The following is an 18063-nucleotide window of genomic DNA, read 5'->3' on the forward strand; positions in this document are numbered from 1 at the left end:
GCCGATGGTAGTTGGGGGTTTCCCCCTGTGAGAGTAGGACGTTGCTAGGCACGCGAAGCCATTCCCTTTGGGGAGTGGCTTTTTTGTGTTTTATAATGGTAATTGATTGAATTTAGGATTTGGAAACTCGTACCTCACGCACTCATAAATTTTCAATATCTGCTTTATGTATGAGGGCAAGCACTCAATCTCTCATCTTAACCGCTCAATGAGTCTCGGCGAGCGCTCTATCACTCTGACTTACAACCTGTCAAGTAGACACTCGATAAAACGCACATGAAGAAGCACCCTACAATTCGCATGTAATCCTTTCTCTATCATGCGACCTGATTGCTTCTGTACGCAATAGGCGTTCCAGATAGTTTCCTTTGTGGTCGCACTTCGTTATAATATGAAATATAATCGGTTACCGCTTGAATCATTTCATACTCCGTTTCAGGTTCTACAAAACCTGGCATCTCTGTCTTCAGCTTCCCAAAGAAGCTCTCGATACATGCATTGTCCCAGCAGTTGCCTCTGCGAGACATGGATTGTATGAGATTCATTCGCTTTAATCGGTTGACGTAACGAGGACTTGTGAATTGAATGCCTTGATCACTGTGAAGGATCGCATTCGGTTGGGCAAGTCCTTTTTCTTCTACTATGTTAAGCGTCTTAAATACTAAACTCATCTCCATCGTATCCTGTATAGAATAGGCGATAATTTCGTTATTAAATAAATCAATGATTGCACATAAATAAATGAATTTTTCGCGTGGCTTAGTTACACGTAAGTACGTAATGTCTATACATAGTTTCTTCCCTGGAAGAATAGCCGTAAAGTTCCGATTCAAAATATTATCACAGACAAAGTGAATATCACCTGTTTTCTTCGGTTTTCTTCTTTTGGTTTTCAAAGGCATATTATAATATTCTCTCATCCGTTGGATCCGCTTTTCATTCACCGTGATTTGATATTTCTCTCGCAGTGCGTCTTTAAATCGTATGTTCCCCAGATTACCACCATGTGTGATGTAAAGAGAAAGCATTTGTGTGAGAAGTTCCTTATCTCGCTCCGCCCTAGAAGGGCGACTGGGCGTCTTTAGTCGTTTATAGTAACCTGATCTACTTAAATGCTGTGTGTATTTTATCAATTCCGTAATAGAAAAACGATCTTTATAAGCTTCCACAAAATCAAAATCAGCTGCTGTTGAACTCACCCCCTTTTTAGATCTAACAGCTTTTTTAAATAAAGATTCTCTAGTTTCAAGTTTTCATTTTCTTCTTTTAAACTTATTTCTTTTTCTCTTCCTCTATTAGAAACCCCTCGGGTATCCTTCAAAGCTTCCAAAGAATTAGCATCTTTTACTTTGTGTACCCAGTCATAAATTCTTCTACGGTTCTTAATCCCAAATTGCTCCTGTAAATCAACTGCTCGATGACCCTCTAAAAATCGCTCAACTACTTCTCGTTTTGTCTCTTCTGAATATACTCTTGTTTTCTCCGCCATCTTCTCAACCCCTTATCTATATGAATTGTAGAAGTGCGCTTTATAGTTTGTCTACTTTAAAGGTAGTCTATCAGTCTGCTTATCCGCTCAATGCCAGTGTCCGAGCGCTCTATGTAACTCCGTATCCGCTCAAACTCCGCGAGCCGCTCTATATATCCACCCAAGCGCTCTATCGCACCCGCCATCCGCTCAATGCACATCGCCAAGCGCTCTATACGTCAGTCTATCCGCTCAATGCCAGTGTACGAACGCTCTATGTAGCACGTTACCCGCTCAATCCCCACCAACAATCCGCCCAACCACCCACCCCAAAAAACCAAAAAAAGCCACCCAAAATAGGGCAGCCCATCCATCCATCAAATCCATCAAACCTCATCAAATCCATAAAAACCCATCACAACTTCGTTATCTCATCAAGCTCCGTATCACGCTTCAACCTCGGCCGATCCCACATAGCCGTTTGGAATTGCTCAAGCAACGCATCGCCTTCCAAACCTTCCTCCAGCAACTCTTCTAACAAATATTCCGGATACTTCGATCGGACACGCTTCAAACGCCCCTTCATTAACACGGAAATCCGGTCGCCAATCTGTCGCCAGTTTTCCACCGCCACATCGAACGAAGCGGGCTCGTTGCCAGGATACGAAATCACGACGCGCACGGTCAGCAACGTCTCCTCAACTTTCCACTTATCCATAATGTCCTTATGCTTGGCATCAATGAAAAGCTCAAGCACCCACAAGCGATGACTGTTTTCCTGGTTGATGATAATGCCGTCAAACAGCGGAAAGGCAAGCACGCCGCTCTCCTGAACCACTTCCACCGAAATCATTTTAAACGTCTTCAATTCCATCACCTCGGTACAATTTTCCCAAGTATAGCATAAAAATCTCAAAATACTCGAGAATTCAAAAATGCCGTATTGCTCGTCGTACAGAAATCGCATACGACCGCGAAAATCTCGAAAATCATTCGAATGAAAATTGAAAAACCACGCCTAAAACGATAGTAAAATTCAATTTTGCCACTTTGCCAATAAGATCCTATGTAGATTACGATAAGGGCAGCACAAAGAAAGGAGGAACCAACTCGTGAACCAAGTGGCTTTAGTAGGGCGCATCACAAAAGACCTCGTATTAAAAGAACACTCATCAGGACGTGTCAACACCACGTTCGTCCTCGCTGTCAATCGCAGCTTCAAAAACGCAAACGGGGAAGTGGCAACCGACTTCGTGTTGTGCTCCGTCTGGGGACGATCCGCCGAAAATCTAGTCCGTCACTGCGGCAAAGGATCGCTCGTAGGCGTCAGTGGAAGCATTCAGACCCGGAACTACGAACGCGAAGATCAGTCGAAAGTGTATATCACGGAAGTCATGTGCAACGACATTCGCTTCCTGTCGAAGTCGCCCAAATCTCAACACACTGAAATGAAAACGCATTCATCTACTGGGCCCAAACGTTTTGAAGAAGCGAAACCAGCCGAAACCGCACTTCCTATTTTCTAACCAGACCCAAAACGAAAGGAGAGGGAGACCAAGGCAGATCCGCCGTCGCACATCCGTTGCTGATCAATTCCTGAAAAGACATGGATGACACACAACTGAAAAGAAATGAAAAAAGAGAAAACTACACGACACTACAAGCATATTCGCCAACTAGCATGACTCGGCAGAAGCAAGAGCGGGTGGGGACCCAATCCTCTGTGATGCCGGGAGTACATTCAGCATAGGAACTGAATCAATTTTACGCCAACTCATCCGTCGCCCGTTGTTGTCGGAGACCACTTCCACGAGGCGGGCTGACGGAATTACATACCCGCTCATAGAAAGGATGAAGCCCACATGCACAGCACACCTACAGTCGCACAAAAACAAGATATCCAGCGCCTCGAAGACCAGATTGGCCAGCTGATCCGCATTATTGCCAACCTGAACGAGCGCATCAATTATCTTGAAACAATCAAAACAAACCCTTTCCTTATTCCCTCCGATTTAAAATGAATACAAAAAGACCTGCATCCAATTTCGATACAGGTCCCAATGATCAATATTAATTAAACGTCAGCAAATCCTCGAGCTCTCGATCATTGAGCTCCGTCAACCACTGACTCGAATGAATCAAATCAGCTGACAACGCCGCCTTCTCGACGAGCATCTCGTCAATCTTTTCCTCGATCGTCCCAACAGTCACAAATTTATGCACATGCACGAATTTGGTCTGCCCGATACGGTACGCACGATCCGTTGCCTGGTTCTCCACAGCCGGATTCCACCAACGGTCTGCGTGCAATACGTGATTCGCCTGCGTCAGATTCAAGCCGGTGCCCCCAGCTTTTAATGACAGGATGAAAATCGGGAATTCTCCGTTTTGGAACGCCTCGACCAATGCATCACGTTGTCCTTTCGGCATACTACCCGTCAAGAACGGCACGTCAATCCCGTGCAGCTCCGACAAGCATTGACGAATCATCTGCCCCATGCCGATATACTGCGTGAAGATCAAGCATTGCTCACCGTTCGCCGCAATCTCCGCTGCCATTGAAACGATTCGCGCCATTTTATTGGATCGCGTCGTCAACTCGGCAGCAGGGGCTGGCGGTTCTTTCAGGAATAATGCAGGATGGTTACATAATTGCTTCAAACGACTAAGCATTTTCAAGATCAAGCCTTTGCGCTCAAATCCAGTCAAAGTCTCGAGTTTGAATTTCGTCTCCGAAACAAAACTCTCATACAATGCCGCTTGCTCAGGCGTCAGTGGTACATACTCATTTTGCTCGAGCTTCTCAGGCAAGTTCAAACGCAACTCCGGATCATTCTTCGTCCGGCGCATCATGAACGGCTGAATTCGAGCACGCAATTTCCGTTTCTCCGCTTCCAGATCATCACGCTCAATTGGCACGATGAACTCTTCGCTAAATTTACGGAAACTACCAAGATACCCTTTATGAATGAAATCAAATATAGCCCATAACTCCGACAAACGGTTCTCGATCGGCGTACCTGTCAACGCGATATGATGCCCACCGCGCAACTTGCGGATTGCGCGTGACTGCTTCGTCTGTAAGTTCTTAATATTTTGCGCTTCATCAATGGATACATTCGCAAACTCATACATTGACAGCATCTCGCCGTCTTGTGTGGCGGTACCATACGTCGTCAAAATAATATGCGCTTGACGCTTGTTTATAATATCCGCAAACTGTTCCTCACGCGCACGATTCGTCCCGTAATGTACATGTACCTTCAATGAAGGTGCGAAACGCTCAAGCTCCTTCTGCCAGTTACCCATAACACTCGTCGGGCAAATGATCAGTGAAGGAGAGTCCGTTTCCGGTAAATTATGCACATACAGTAAATACGTGATGAGCTGAACGGTTTTACCAAGTCCCATATCATCCGCCAACACCGCACCGAATTTATTGTCACGCATGAAATGAAGCCACTCGAAACCTTCTTGTTGATACGGACGTAGCTCGGCATGCAACGTCTGAGGTACCGGAACAGGCGGCAAACCTTTCTTGTCATGCAGCATATTCATCACTTTACGCAAAGACTGTTGCATCGAAAATGCTACTAACGGATCGTCTTCTTCCTCTTCATCATAGACAGGCGCAATCTCTTCTGGCACTTCATTGAACAGCAAATCTTTCACTGTCCACTCACCGTCGTCTACTTGCTCCATCAACTCACGAATTCGTTTCAGCCAAGCGGGATCCAAATGGAACCACTCATCGCCTGCGCGGATATACTCGCGGTTCTCATCGACCATCTTCTGGAACTGATCCTTGTCTATCTTTTCCCCGGCGAGTGAAAACTGCCAATCAAACGACAACACTTGATCGAGGCTTGCTGATGAACGATACGACTGCATACCGGCAGACGTCCGAATCTTCAACTTCGTCTCGGTGACAGTCTTTAACCAAGCCGGTAATATTACCGGATAATCAAATGCCTGACAAAGCGGCAAATCTTCCTGAATGAAAATCCGCACTTGTGCATCATTTAACGGCACGTGCATAAACTGTCTCGGCTCATACCATTCGACAGAACGGAAAATCCCGACCATCTCGGCTTGGCGCTCTTCAATATCTTCTGCATACGGTTTACGTTTCGCTGGCAAAGCGTTTTCAATCGAGCCCGCAATTTTACCGATAGCTGGCGACCACTGCGCACCGCGATCACTAATCAGAATCGTCTCAAGCAACCAATCCGTCTCATCGATATCCGGCTCCGTCAAACGAAGGGCTACGCGGAATGGTAACTTCGACTTGTCAGTATTCGGCCATCCATACTGCTTGAAGTGTGGCAACAAAGCAGGGAAGTCTGCCATCGAGACACCAAGCGTCGCCAACTGACCACGCATCGCAAGCGAGATATAGCGTCCAGCTTGCTCGGATAGATGGGTCTTGTCGAGATCAAACGACAGTCCAGATTCAGTCGCTTCAACATATGAAAACAACGCGGCGTCATTCCACAACGTTGCGGCTTCACGAATGTCTGTCAGTACTTGTTGATCGCTTGAAGTCGCCCCAGAGTATTGCACATACGGATGACTACCAGCCGAAAACAAGCGCAGTAACATGTCGATCGATACATCGAGCCAATTATCACGCTGCTCAACTAGCATGCCGTACATCGTAGGTTCATCCGAATAAAATAAATACGACACCAACATATCCGCATCGATCTTGCGCGCTTCACCTGCGATATTTGCGGATACGATGAAGATGCCGTCTTGTCCTTCTTGTAACGTTAACTCTAATGAAAGTTGTAAGATGTTCGAATCGGTCATAGAAGTAGATTTCCTTTCTCCATCTCTTCCATCAGTGCACGCAGACGTGGAAATTGCTGGCGGACTGTATGGACATAACGGTTCCAAAATTCATTGCGACCATCGCGTTTCGCAGCAGTCTTCATTTGCTTCCACAAACGTACCGCACGGCGATAGCTATCTCGATTTTTCTCTTTGACTAATTTCAGTGCTTCGGCATGCATGAGAGGGAACACCGCTTGCGAATCTTCCGCGAGTGCCGTCTTCATTGCCGAGCTATCGATCATATCGACTGACCCTCGAGTTAAATGCATAAGCGCAGCCCATTCAGCGTAACGATTACGCTCGAATAAGAACTTGCCATACGCACGACTAGCCTCCGATCCATATGATTGGAATAGTTGATCGCGTTGCTCTTCTGAAACATCCGACAGCGCCAGCAACTCGTCGATATCCTCGGCAAACGCCGAACGGTTACGCGTCGCAAGCTGCTGATAATGCTCAGCTAAATGAGGAAGCAATTGCAGCATAATCGACTGCACGATATCAAAATCCTCATCTTCCTTCGCATAGAGCGCAAATGCCAACCACTGGGGAACAGCGGTAGCGTCTAGAGTATTCAGTTCCTCATCGAGCTCGTCAAAACGTCCCGACGTCAAATAGAGAAACGCACGGAATAATGGCGCGTCTTCTGCCGCTTCCTTCTGCAGGCGTTCAATCTCCTCTGTCAATTCAGCTTCGTCAGAATACAGCTCAGTATAGACAAGACGGAACGCTTCAAAACGCTTCGAGAATAAACCATCTTCTTCTATTGCGAATGAATGAATCAAATCTTTCAACTTCACATGGAATGCATCCGTCTCAAATAGACGTGATTTCGAACTTAGCTGTTTGATGCCCGCTTTAATTTCGGACATTTGCTCATTGAGCCAAATCGTCAGCTGCCATTTGCCGTAATGATAGGAATCATTGGCCGATAGCTCGCTTTTTAAGAAAGGCCACGCCGCCCGTAATAACGTTAGCTGATAGTACAGCGAAAAGAGCGGCTTCCATTCCCATTCAAAAGGAGAAAGCCGCGTCTTCTGGTGTTCAATTTTTGAAGCATAATGCAAGAATCCGGTCGGTCCGTCACTTGGACTCAACTCGGTTAGCGGCTTCACTAATGCGGATAATGCGTTCAACCAAGCTTCCGGCGTCCGCTCATTGATCGACAATTGTGTCTGCACAGTTCCTGACTGGCGCCATGTATTCAGCCAATCGGATAATGAATGAAACTGCGAGTACAAATGGAAAACGACCGCGATCTGATGCGCGCACCAGTCCCCGTCAGCACAAGTGCAGTACGGCTCCATCGTCATGAAAGAAAGACGTGCGAATTCGGACTCTGTACCCGAAATATTAGCCATTAAGGATTGCTCGGTTTCCGTGTAGCGATACGCACCAATTGCGTTCATACGTACAAGTGAAGCAGCCTTGCGTATAATTTCCGCCTGTGCTGGGACAGACGGTTGAAATGTATGTTTAATATGATTCATGAATTCTTCGATTTGTGATTCGTGCATATTTGCGATACGTTCAATAGTGATGGCCACCGAATCCACTCCTTACTTAAGCATTCCTCCTATTATACCGTTTTTTTCAGTCCTTTACCACAACTTGAGGGGCATAAAAACAATCCATTTTCATTTACCTGTTTGATTATCGAACAACTGCATGAGGTTCAACATGCCTGACAGCAACAACTGGCGGTTTTCATAGTCCAATGAATTTGCCCGTAAAATAAATTCTTTCAACAGTGGCTCGCTTTCAATTAATGAACCATACTGCGCTAGAAAACCTTTTTCATACGTGGTGGTACTATCGAGCGTCTGATTCGAAAAAGGGCGTACCGTCTTTAACGGTTTATCCAAAATCATCGCAAGTAACACATCATCCGGTATATTATAGATTTCCTTAATAAGTGGCACTAAATAAATTGGGAAAACCCGTTCACTTGATTCGTATCTAGACATCGTCGCACCGTCGACTCCGAGATCCTCTGCCATTTGCTTTTGTGAAATATGTAAATACTCATCGCGGTATTCTCGTAATTGTGTTCCGAAACTCATTTTCATCACCCGTTTTTCTCGCCATCGTATAAGAAAAGAATCCGGTTTTTCGTTAAATTGTTATTTAGACAATGCGAATTGACGAAATGACAATTCTGAGGTTTTTCTACAATATTATGAGAAGATTGTGATAAAAAATAGAAAGTAGGCGAAAGCGATAGAAAAAGTGCAATTAATTTTACACGTTCCTCAATTGCGTCACCGTTTACAAAAGCCGGAACCCGTTATCGCAAATGAACTATGTTTCTTCGAGTCACTCGAACAATACTCCGAAAAATCCGTCCATGATCCGAATGGAAAAGTTTCATATTTGTATAACGTCACGCGTGACGAGATGATCTTCGAGCAAGTCGTTATTTCTTACACAAACAATCAAATGATCTTTTCTTACGAGAAAACAAATGTCGATGCAAGCGAACAATTACTGGAACGATTGAAAGAAGGGGACATCGAGTATCAGCCGGTATCCAAAACCTTTCTTGTAGGTCGTGATGAATAACCCGAAAGACAGCGAGATTCGCCACTATGACCGTTTTCTGAAAAATTCTCTTGGTATATTAGATGGTTTCCGGCTCATATCATGCACAAAATCCTCTTCATTGTGATATATTAATAATAATCGGAAAATTCAAATTACTGAGGAGGAGGGGGAAGAAATGCTAGTCATACAGCGAATCAAGCCATTTTTCACCAGGAAAGAAGAATTCAACTTACGCCTTGTATTCGCTTATCAATATTTCTCGATTAAGCGAAATGATGAGGTATTCCAATTCATCCCCGAAGAAGGGAAGGAAATCGTTGTCAATACGAAAAGTCTGCAGATTGAGAATTTAGGAGAAGTATTCGTCTTTCAGCGAGGAAACCGGTTTATACGGATCCCACTTTATCAATTGTTGCTAGTTTCCGATTTACATTTGCATTTGTCGACTATACTCGAAGGAGCGATGGGATTGGAAGGCCATCTACAGGAAGAGTACATGCGTGAAGCGGACGGTTTGGTGGAGAAGTTGGAGCAAGATAATTGGGAGAGAATGGTAGATTATGCACTAGAAACGAAAAACCAACTCTTGTTCAAGGAGTTGATGGAAGGACTGCGAGTGATTTGATCATCACATTAAAACGTTAAAAACACCTCAGTTAGAAGCACATCTATGTGCGTCGACGTTGAGGTGTTTTTATGTGCGTTGCGTTATACGTTTTCTCATAGTGTCAGGAAATGGAGCGCCACTACGAATAGTCCTGATCCGCCCAGGCCTAGTGCGAAATCTTGCCATGTAAACTCAATAGTCTTCTCCAAGTTCATCGCTCATCCCTCCTTTATGTAATTAGAGCCCATTATACCCTATTATTTCCTATTATATACTATTTCTTTGGATTAGAAACATTCAGATAATTAAATGAATCTAATGGACTAGGGGTTTTTAAAATGGAGAGGCTGGTCGTAGGGTACGTGAGGGGATTTGCGCTCTAGGCGGACGCTTTCCCATGGGCCCGCGGTGAGCCAACCAGTTCGCTGCGCTCTCTTTTGGTTGTCTCACCTGATCGGGCTGATCCATCGGGAGTCGCCGCCTGCCGCTCCAATCCCTGAAATGTGAGTGGGGGATACTTATAAATGTCATTAAAGTTAGGATTATAATTAATTTGAATCGCACTTAACTTGAACTTAATTAAGTTCAAACACAAAAATAGTTCACACACTATCGAATGAAGGTGATTTACCTCCATCCACCATAAAAGTAGGATTGCAGCGGAAGATGGGGGCGACTCTGAGAGGATCAGCGGGACAGGTGAAACACCCGGCGAGCAACGCGAGGGGTGTGGTTCACCGCACGCCCTCCAGAAAGCGTCACCCATCTGGAGCGGAAATTCCATACACAATGTAACTCTATCTGCATCTTTAAGCGTTTAAATCTCCAACTCTATTGCCAATTTCTGCAACAAAACAAGACATTCGTTGCAAATTCGCCATTTTTTGATAAAGTAAGAGAGATAGAAACTGATATAATCAGTGGATAAGTTGGAGGCAAAGGAGAAGTACATATGTATTCTACTTACGGTTACTGGCGTTCGCTATTTTATCCTGACCGGCTTGCCGTTGAAATAGGGCAAAGCACCGTCACTGGATTCAAACGCCGTGTGTTTAGCGTATTCATTTTGGGCATCATCCTGTTCGTCCTCCGCGATATGTGGGGTATGAATACGGGGACGATGACGTATATCTTGGCGAACGGTTCGCTCGATGAATTCACCATCGGCCGTATCACCGCATTAGTCGGTGCCATACTCTGGGCCATCATCTACATGTCGTTCCATTTCTGGGGCGTCGCATGGATTTTAAGTATGCTGACGAAAATTCCGTTTAAGCCATTGCTGAAGTTGCAGCTAGTGGTCACGGGGTTATTATTAATTGAAAAACTCATCAATTTCCTGATCTTCGCAGTTGCTGGAAAATCAGCAGCGGTTTCGATTCTCTCATTCGGACCACTCGGGGTCACATTCTTGGATAATTGGTACATCATTCTATTTGTCAATCAACTTACAATTTTCTCTGCATTGATTGTGGCGGTTCAGTATCGCTTCATCAGCTTCTCGAAAGTGGAAACGTCACTTGTCGGCGAAGAAGTTGTAGAGCATAAAGGAATCCGCAAGCACGCATTGTGGATGTTAATCGCCTTGCATGTGGTCTTTGCATTGATCACTGCGGCAGTTGGCTTTGCTCCCATTGAAAAAATGTTGAACTTGTTAATGATAGGGGGACTATAAGATGAGAATACAAAATATCATCGTGTCGGTCCTCATTACAGCGTTCCTAGCATTGAACACGTATTTAGTGTTTGCTGAAAAAAGTGTCATCCCGAAAGCGCAATATGTCGGTGAGTATGAACGACTGACGACGGGTGACTACAAGGAAGAACTCAATAAAGAGGGATTCATTTCGCCTAAAGACTTGCATACCATCTACTTGAAAGACGACCAAACCATTGATTCATGGCTCGTTCAAGAAGGGGAGACGGTGGACTTTGGAACGGAGCTCGCTTCATTGAAAGTGGATCAAATTGATTCCAAACGCAATGAATTAGAGTCAGAACTATCCGCGTTGCAAAACCAGGGGTCTTCGATTTCACAAACAATCAGTAATCTGGAGTATGAACAGTCCTCTTCGAACGGTTCGAAAAACGACAGCGATTACTATGATACGAACGACGAGAAAAAAGTGCGTGTCAATTTGAATGTGGGCATTGAAGTGAGAGATGATGGAACGTTTGCGCAAGCGATTGCGGAAGCGGAGCGTGATCTAGCAGAAGTGCAGCGTAAAACGGAAGTTGTCGAAGCACAGCTTGCGGAAATACCGAATGAATCTGCACTGACGAGTCCAGTAAGCGGCTATGTCGTAGCAATCAAACGCGATAGCGAGTCACCATCTATTGATATTTACAGCACCGACCAGACGATTGTCACATACGTTCTCGACAACGAATGGCCAAACGTGGAAATGGGTGCGGAGGTCACGATCCAGCATGACTCGATCCAGACACCGTTCACACCGAAAGTCGATCCGAATCAACAACCAGAAGATCAGGTAGAACCTGTAGAACCAGAAGATACGGAAGATGGAATCGGCAGTGAAAAAGGCAAATCCGTAGCGTCTGTATCTGCGGACGGCGTACCACCGAGTACCGTACCTTACGATGATCCAAAAACGGAAATCGACGAAACAGATACAGAACCACCAGCTGTTAATTCGAACGCTCCTGAAGAAAACTTCGACGGGACATCCGGTAACCCGGACGGCTCACTCGACAAGCCGGATACACCGGTATCTTCGCCGAACGGCTCGAACAATAATAATTCAGGTACGGAAAACAAACCGAACACGGAGACGGCGCCAACTACAGGCACTCCGAATACGGATAGCACGACCAATCCCGATACAACACCTGTAACTACACCGAATCCAGATGATGCAACAACAAATCCTGATGGAACGATCACGAACCCGGATGGCACTATTTCCAATCCAGAAGTAAACGATTCACCTGAAGGTAAACCAGCATTAACGAATAAAGAAAAGAAACTAGCAGAAATCCAAGAACGCATCACACCGGACTACCCGAATGACATCTCGACCATTAATGGAGTCGTCGTATCGGTATCCAAAGTGCCTGCGAAAGAAGACGAATGGCTAGAAGCGTATAAAGCCTTAGGCAATACACAAAAAGACAATCCACTAGCATATTACGAAGTACGCGTTGCACCGTACGACGAGCAAATGGACTTGCCATTCGGCACAAACGTCAACACGTTCATTCAAACGAATGAAGCCAACCAAGTGGTAAGTGTTAAAACGAACTGGCTAACAGATAAATACGAGAACAATGCAAAAGTATGGACGTTAGACAACAATGGACGAGCAGTCCAAAACATCGTCGACGCACCATTCACATCCCTTGATCGAACGGTCCTTGCAACAGGCGTCGAACCAGGAATGGTCGCATTGCACAACGAAGATCTGGACAGCAGCCTCGAGCACCAATCCGTCTTCCACCCACTTCCGCTCTATCTACCGGAATGGGAAAAATGGAAAACGACACCTTGGCAAAACTATGTACGGTATTTGATTAAACGATAAAAAACTGCCCTTTAAGGGGCAGTTTTTTTCGTTTATTGTGGTGTTTCTGTTGAGGGGGCTCATACGGACATTGTATTGAACTAAATCAAGCAAGGCGCAGCCGCGCCGCGCTCAAACATTTCTTTAAGCGCTCTATCAAAGTCTATATCCGCTCTATCTAGGTGCTTGAGTGCTCTATCAACCTGCGTATCCGCTCTATCCACGCGCTTGACCGCTCTATCAAGTCTGCGATCCGCTCATACGACCAGTGTTTTGAACTGAATCAAGCAAGGCGAAGCCGCCGCGCTCAAACTTTCTTTTAAGCGCTCTATATAAATCTTGATCAGCTCTATCTAGGTGCTTAAGTGCTCTATCAACCTGCGTATCCGCTCTATCCAGATGCTCGACCGCTCTATCAAGCCTGCGATCCGCTCATACGACAAGTGTTTTGAACGAAATCAAGCAAGGTGAAGCCGCCGCGCTCAAACATTTCTTTAAGCGCTCTATATAAGTCTATATCCGCTCTATCTACGTGCTTGAGTGCTCTATCAACCTGCGTATCCGCTCTATCCACGCGCTTGACCGCTCTATCAAGCATGCGATCCGCTCATACGACCAGTGTTTTGAACTAAATCAAGCAAGGCGAAGCCGCGCGCTCAAACTTTTCTTTAAATGCTCTATCTAAGTCGTTATTCGCTCTATCTCCTTGTTGAAGCGCTCTATAAAGCCATCTATCCGCTCTATCACGATCAACCAACGCCCTATTAAGCCAATCAACCGCTCATAGCCGACACAATCCACATGACTAAAGACATATTTTCAAACAAATTCACATCGAAAATCACTCTTCAACCCCCGAAATTTGAATTCTCCCCAACAAATCCATCCCAAAATTGAATTTCACCCTCGAAAAACCACTCAAAATCGAATTTATCCCATTACTTCCCAACAACTAACACTCTTGCTACAATGAATACACGCCACACAATCCATAATAGGGAGGTGAAACAACATACTCTACAAAACGCGCACAATCCCTAAGCTGATCATCGGGCAACAGTCGCTTCTAAAACGATTGCCGGTCAATCACGACAAGTACGAAAAAATCCGAACCGACTTCTACAACGGCAAAGCGGGCTTCGGAGGGGAGAGGGAATTCGACTACCAATTACGAGACTTCATCCCGCCGTATCCGCACGCCATCCTCCACGACATTTTCCTGAAACACGAGCATGCCTATTTCCAAATCGATTCCATCCTGATTACTCCAAGTATGATTATCCTGTTCGAAATTAAAAACATCGCAGGCAAACTACACATCAAACAAAACCCGACGCAATTCATCCGCGAATCAGTCAACGGGGAACGAACCGTCCTAAGAAGCCCAATTGAAGAAATGGAACGCAAAAAACACTACTTCGCCAGCTGGCTGCAAGCGCGCAACATCGACATCCCCCTCGTCGACTACATCGTCTTCGCCTACCAAAACGAACTCACCATTGAAAACACATCATCCCACCGACTCGTCTTCTCGTATGAAATCCCCAACCGATTGAGGAATTTAGAAATGAAAGAAGATATTTTGAACGCCAATCAAATCAAGAAGTTAGCGAATGAACTCCTTAAAACACACCGGCACTACGATCCGTTTCCGCTGATCGAAAAATATGCACTTTCCATAAAAGATCTAGCAAGCGGTGTCACGTGCCCGAATTGTGAACAATTAACGATGCTGTGGCGAACAAGAAGTTGGCAATGCCAAGCGTGTGGCCATATCGATCGCCACGCCCACCATGCCACGCTAGCGGAATGGTACTGCATCGGCGGCGAGCAACTCACGAACCGGCAATTCCGCCATTTCACCAATATCCACTCCCGCCACATAGCAAAACGAATGCTAGCCAACCCCTTCACCGAAATGTCCGGTAAAAAGCGAAACGCCATCTACCAACTCTCCCCGCAGCTCCTCAAAACGGACAATCTAAATTTGTAAAAGCAACTAAATCAGCGCATATGCTTTATATGCGCTGGTTTCTTAATGAAATCAGATAATGCACGCGCTCAATGTTTCTCGCTATCCGCTCAATCAATCTCGCCCAGCGCTCTATCCACCTAATTAACCGCTCTATCAAGCCGGCAACCCGCTCTATATAGACAAATATCCGCTCATGCACATGGGCCAATCGCTCATAGAGGAGATCCCTGCTATCCAAAACTCCCACGCGCTCAATGTTTCTCTTTATCCGCTCAATCAATCCCGTCTAGCGCTCTATCCACCCAAATATCCGCTCTATCAAGCCGGTAATCCGCCCTATATAGACAAGAATCCGCTCATAACGACCACTCAACCGCTCATAAGCCACCCCCTTATCTACCACCAATCGACAAATTTCGCTAATACTCTACCAAAACACCTGCCAAATCCCGTATACTTTAACAAAAGGAGGACGTTTATATGAGTCTAGTTAACAACAAAAAAATATTCTTAAGTACTATTGTGATGACTGTCGCAGTATCCGCGGCGGGACTAACCGCTCCCACGTCGGTGGAAGCCGCGAAGGCCGTGACTTTTAAAGACGTGCCCGAGAAACACTATGCCTACGACGCTGTTACGTATATGGCAGCCAATGACATCATTAAAGGGTATGCTGACAATACATATCGCCTGAATAAACCAGTCACTCGGGCTCAGGCGGCCAAGATGATTGCGGTTTCCATTGGGGCGAAACCGAGCCATGCGTATAAAATGGATTTTAAGGATGTAACGAAGGACAACGGATCGTATGATCATATCCGCGCGTTGACACAGCGGGGCTTGTTTAAGAATGCGGAGAAATTCAATCCGAATAAACCACTTACTCGGGGACAAATGGCGAAACTATTAGTCCTTGGCTATCACATCGTCACGGATGATAATGATTTCATTATTTTTGATGATGTCCATAAGAGCAGTGGGGCATATGAATACATTATTACGATTGCCGAGCTCAATATCACCACGACGCGTCCGGGTGGGAAGTTCAATCCGAATGATCCGGTCACTCGTGGCCAAATGGCGGCATTCCTGTACCGGACGATGCAATTTGACGAAAATCGCAAAAATGGATTGATTACATATGATAATCAAAAGAAGGGCTATGTCGACAAGGATAAAAATTTGATTAAGCCGAATCCGGATAATCAAAAGCCGGCACCTGAACAGCCGAAACCAGTAGCACCGAAGCCAACGCCAGTTCCACCAGCACCAAAACCGGAGCCACCGAAGCCGTCACTTGAACCAGAACAGCCTTCATTAGCGGCTCAGGCAATCATCAATGTGAACGTTAAACGAAAACAAGCCAACGTTACCAATCTGCTAGCGGATCCTGCACTCAACCGAATTTCTCGCGCAAGAGCGGAAGACTTGGTGAAACTTGGAGAACTGTCGCATATTACGCCGACATACGGAACGACTGAGGAGTTGTTTGGGAAATTCGACTATAGCTGGACGGCATACGGTGAGAATATTGGTGCAGGGTTTACTGACGCGCTTGAAATTACAAATGCTTGGTTAGAATCTCCAGCGCATAAGGAGAATCTCCTAAATCCAGTATTTACGCATATGGGAGCAGGCACGACAACGGACCAAGATGGTAAAATCTATTGGGTGACACTATATTCGAAAAAATAATTATAGTTAGCCGCTTAACCGCTGGTGTATAGGGTATAGTGAAAAGATACATACTTTTACCAACCCCACCGAATAAAGGAGGAAGCGCAATGAAACAAACCCTTATTGCAGTAGTAGCTGTTTTCGCTTGGCTCTGCTTAACACCCGTCACCGAAGCTGCGACTCTTGACGAAGTGAAAGAAATTGTCGATTTGTACTATTATGGCGACAAACCTACTAATCTTCGCAATGCGAGAAACGTCACCGAAGTCGTACGTCAGCTCGATGAATACTCGGTGTACATGACGCCAGCTGAATATAATGATTATCTCAATCAATACGCAAGCGCCACAGCACCTGTGCAAGTCGCAGCTGTTACGGCACCGCACAATCCAGACAATGTGAGTTCGCATATGATGTACGGAAACGTCGGATATTTGAAAATTAAGTCGTTCTCTGCGCATTTACAAGAAGACGTTAACGCCCACTGGTCGCGTTTGAAAGCGGCAGGAGCGGAGAGGTTAATTCTCGACTTACGTTTTAACGGTGGCGGCTACGTAGACAGCGCCGAACAATTACTAGGGTTTTTCCCGAAAGTAAAAGAAGCGTACAAACTGCAAACGCGCATGGGCACACAATCAGGTAACGTCGTTCCAGCGAAAAATAAATTCCCGGTAGACACATACGTACTCGTCAACCGCTACTCAGCGTCCGCTTCTGAAATTGTGGCAGTCAGCCTCAAAGACCAAAGCGCCGCGAACGTAGTAGGGGAGACAACAAAAGGAAAAGGTAGCGTCCAGTCGTTATTTGAATTAGAAAACGGCGGAGCACTGAAACTGACAACCGGTCACTACACAGGACCTAAAGGAACACCCGTGCAACATAAAGGTGTCGAGCCGAATATCAAAATGAAATCAGGCACAGAACACACGGGTATGCACAAACGCCTCGTCACATCAGACTTGGCAGCACAAGGTTACAAGTTTATAAAAGGACCAACTGACGTACCGCAATCAAAGGTATTCAACGTCGAGTTCACACAGAAAATGAACTTCGGTCCAGCGAAAAGTTTCAACAAGATGGAACTTGTGAAGTTCGGAAGCGTCTCAATACAAACGGCTAAAAAAGCTAGTGATGATAAAACGATGACGATCCAGCCAGCGAGACCGATGGCGCTTGGAGCTGAATATATGCTCATTGTTCACCCGGGCATAGAAGGGGCTAACGGGTTGAATGTGGTGAAAGGAACGTATACACCTTATACCGTGCAAGTGCGCGTACCGGCACGAGCTAAATAAATTGGTCGTAATGAATATAAGTTGGTATACTATATAGATGGAGTAAGGGGAAGACAACGTGGATCGACGCTGCAGGCGGACGCTTTCCCATGGGCTCGGCTTGAGCCGCTTCCTACGCTGCGCTTCGTCCAGGGTCTCAA

15 protein-coding genes are annotated in these 18063 nt (G+C 45.6%); 9 read left to right on the plus strand and 6 right to left on the minus strand.

The window, feature by feature from the left end:
• Positions 1-317 precede the first annotated feature (317 nt).
• The 3 genes from CSV72_RS13485 to CSV72_RS13495 all read right to left on the minus strand — a co-directional run bounded on the left by CSV72_RS13485 (position 318) and on the right by CSV72_RS13495 (position 2435).
• Positions 318-1199 carry an IS3 family transposase gene (locus CSV72_RS13485; protein WP_143561179.1) on the minus strand — a complete coding sequence of 294 codons (882 nt, stop codon included), beginning with the start codon at positions 1197-1199 and terminating at the stop codon, positions 318-320.
• Positions 1196-1489 (minus strand): helix-turn-helix domain-containing protein, encoded by a 294-nt coding sequence (locus tag CSV72_RS13490; protein WP_099678778.1) that lies wholly within the window; start codon positions 1487-1489, stop codon positions 1196-1198. The genes CSV72_RS13485 and CSV72_RS13490 overlap by 4 nt, the downstream gene beginning before the upstream one ends.
• Positions 1490-1883: 394 nt before the next feature.
• Entirely contained in the window at positions 1884-2435 is a 552-nt protein-coding gene (locus CSV72_RS13495) for a YwpF family protein (RefSeq protein WP_369802922.1), read from the minus strand.
• 145 nt (positions 2436-2580) lie between these two features.
• Between CSV72_RS13495 and CSV72_RS13500 the strand changes: the two genes are divergently transcribed.
• Positions 2581-2994 carry a single-stranded DNA-binding protein gene (locus CSV72_RS13500; protein WP_099678779.1) on the plus strand — a complete coding sequence of 138 codons (414 nt, stop codon included), beginning with the start codon at positions 2581-2583 and terminating at the stop codon, positions 2992-2994.
• A gap of 336 nt (positions 2995-3330) precedes the next feature.
• The gene (locus CSV72_RS16925; protein WP_199170109.1) at positions 3331-3489 is read left to right on the plus strand and encodes a hypothetical protein; all 159 of its coding nucleotides are present in this window, start codon (positions 3331-3333) and stop codon (positions 3487-3489) included.
• A 49-nt stretch (positions 3490-3538) separates the two neighbouring features.
• Here the strand turns inward: CSV72_RS16925 and CSV72_RS13505 are convergent, their stop codons facing one another.
• The 3 genes from CSV72_RS13505 to CSV72_RS13515 form a co-directional block, all read right to left on the minus strand.
• Complete coding sequence (locus tag CSV72_RS13505) at positions 3539-6280, minus strand: DEAD/DEAH box helicase (RefSeq protein ID WP_099678780.1); 2742 nt, start codon at positions 6278-6280, stop codon at positions 3539-3541.
• The gene (locus CSV72_RS13510) at positions 6277-7851 is read right to left on the minus strand and encodes a hypothetical protein (RefSeq protein ID WP_099678781.1); all 1575 of its coding nucleotides are present in this window, start codon (positions 7849-7851) and stop codon (positions 6277-6279) included. Before CSV72_RS13510 ends, CSV72_RS13505 begins: the two co-directional genes overlap by 4 nt.
• A gap of 90 nt (positions 7852-7941) precedes the next feature.
• Complete coding sequence (locus CSV72_RS13515; RefSeq protein WP_143561180.1) at positions 7942-8367, minus strand: helix-turn-helix transcriptional regulator; 426 nt, start codon at positions 8365-8367, stop codon at positions 7942-7944.
• A 166-nt stretch (positions 8368-8533) separates the two neighbouring features.
• Between CSV72_RS13515 and CSV72_RS13520 the strand changes: the two genes are divergently transcribed.
• The 7 genes from CSV72_RS13520 to CSV72_RS13555 all read left to right on the plus strand — a co-directional run bounded on the left by CSV72_RS13520 (position 8534) and on the right by CSV72_RS13555 (position 17923).
• On the plus strand, positions 8534-8866 hold the full coding sequence (locus CSV72_RS13520; protein ID WP_099678783.1) for a hypothetical protein: 333 nt from the start codon (positions 8534-8536) through the stop codon (positions 8864-8866).
• Positions 8867-9023: 157 nt separating this feature from the next.
• A complete protein-coding gene (locus CSV72_RS13525) occupies positions 9024-9473 on the plus strand; it encodes a transcriptional regulator (RefSeq protein ID WP_099678784.1) in 450 nt (149 codons plus the stop codon).
• A gap of 934 nt (positions 9474-10407) precedes the next feature.
• On the plus strand, positions 10408-11130 hold the full coding sequence (locus CSV72_RS13535; RefSeq protein ID WP_099678786.1) for a hypothetical protein: 723 nt from the start codon (positions 10408-10410) through the stop codon (positions 11128-11130).
• Between the two features lies 1 nt (position 11131).
• Positions 11132-12997: an efflux RND transporter periplasmic adaptor subunit gene (locus CSV72_RS13540; protein WP_099678787.1), complete on the plus strand. Its 1866-nt coding sequence runs from the start codon at positions 11132-11134 to the stop codon at positions 12995-12997.
• 1054 nt (positions 12998-14051) lie between these two features.
• Positions 14052-14969 (plus strand): nuclease-related domain-containing protein, encoded by a 918-nt coding sequence (locus CSV72_RS13545; RefSeq protein ID WP_158232220.1) that lies wholly within the window; start codon positions 14052-14054, stop codon positions 14967-14969.
• Between the two features lie 462 nt (positions 14970-15431).
• On the plus strand, positions 15432-16646 hold the full coding sequence (locus CSV72_RS13550) for a CAP and S-layer homology domain-containing protein (protein WP_099678789.1): 1215 nt from the start codon (positions 15432-15434) through the stop codon (positions 16644-16646).
• Positions 16647-16735: 89 nt separating this feature from the next.
• Positions 16736-17923: a S41 family peptidase gene (locus tag CSV72_RS13555; protein ID WP_099678790.1), complete on the plus strand. Its 1188-nt coding sequence runs from the start codon at positions 16736-16738 to the stop codon at positions 17921-17923.
• Positions 17924-18063 lie beyond the last annotated feature (140 nt).

Origin of the sequence: Sporosarcina sp. P20a, assembly GCF_002743175.1 — a bacterium.
Taxonomy (GTDB): domain Bacteria; phylum Bacillota; class Bacilli; order Bacillales_A; family Planococcaceae; genus Sporosarcina.